Origin of the sequence: Microbacterium sp. UBA3394 (assembly GCF_002358725.1) — a bacterium.
GTDB lineage: Bacteria > Actinomycetota > Actinomycetes > Actinomycetales > Microbacteriaceae > Microbacterium > Microbacterium luteum.
Window position 1 is genome coordinate 1 of the sequence record NZ_DEPK01000022.1, and the last position, 1,151, is coordinate 1,151.

The 1,151-nt window shown below is 69.6% G+C and carries 1 protein-coding gene and 1 pseudogene; both read left to right on the top strand.

Annotation, left to right across the window (positions count from 1 at the left end; all coding sequences use genetic code 11):
* Positions 1–200: 200 nt before the first annotated feature.
* Positions 201–755 (top strand): PadR family transcriptional regulator, encoded by a 555-nt coding sequence (locus tag B4E30_RS00880; RefSeq protein ID WP_228480747.1) that lies wholly within the window; start codon positions 201–203, stop codon positions 753–755.
* 48 nt (positions 756–803) lie between these two features.
* A pseudogene (locus tag B4E30_RS00885) lies at positions 804–1,151 on the top strand (AarF/ABC1/UbiB kinase family protein); the annotation flags it as partial.

A 1,151-nucleotide genomic window follows, 5' to 3' on the forward strand; every position in this document is an offset into this window, starting at 1 on the left:
CACCGCGGAGAACCTGGAATCCCTTTACGAGACGCCGGCCGAGGTCGTCGAGGTGGGGGACCGGCGCGTCGTGCTCTGGCGCTAGGCGTCCGGCGCTGGCAACTCCCTGAGAAGGACCCATCGGGGCTTCGCGCGAGCGTACAGTGGCGATATATCGTCCACTATCGCCCGCCGATCGGCCGGCGAAGAAGGGATCTCTCGTGAACACGTCATTCTCATCTGGGCAGTTCGGCCCCGGGCGCGGCTTCACCGGCGGTGGCATCTTCGACGCCGTCGACCAGCTGCGCGAGGCCTTCGAGCAGCGGTTCCCGACGCGCATGGCCCGCGGCGACGTGCGCTCCGCGGTGCTCGCCCTGCTGCTCGAGAAGCCGATGCACGGGTATCAGATCATCGCCGAGATCGGCGAGCGCAGCGGGGGGATGTGGAAGCCGAGCCCCGGTTCGGTGTATCCGACGCTGCAGATGCTCACCGACGAGGGCCTGGTCGTCGCGGAGGAGTCCGGGGGCAAGAAAACCTACTCCCTGACCGAGGCGGGACGGGCCGAGGCCGAGTCGAGTGGAGAGCGCTCGGCGCCGTGGGAGATGCCGGGGATGAAGGATGCGGCGCGCGCCGCGACGCTTCCCAAGGCGGGTGTGAAGCTCGCGCAGGCCGCCGCGCAGGTGGCGCAGCACGGCACCGCGGAGCAGGTCGCCGAAGCGGAGCGAGTCCTCGACGAGGCACGACGTAAGCTCTATTCGATCCTCGCCCAGGACTGACCGGATGCCGACCCACGTCGGCTTCGGGCATCGCGTACAGGAGGCTCGATGACCGACGTGCGGCATACCCGCGCGCGCTACCGACGCATTCTGCGCTTCGCCGCGCGATACATGCTGCAGGCCTGGTGGTTCGAGCTCTTCCTGCCCCGGATCGGTCTGGCCTCACTCGCCGCCCGCGGACGCGCGCGCCGACTGCAGCGTCTCGCGCGGAACTTCCACACCCTCGCCGTGGCGCTGGGCGGCCTCATGATCAAGGTCGGGCAGTTCATGTCCTCGCGCCTGGACGTGCTGCCGCCCGAGATCACCGCCGAGCTCGAGGGCCTGCAGGATGAGGTGCCTCCGGTCGACTTCGACGCGATCCGGACGCTCACCGAGGCCGAACTCGGGGCGCCCCTG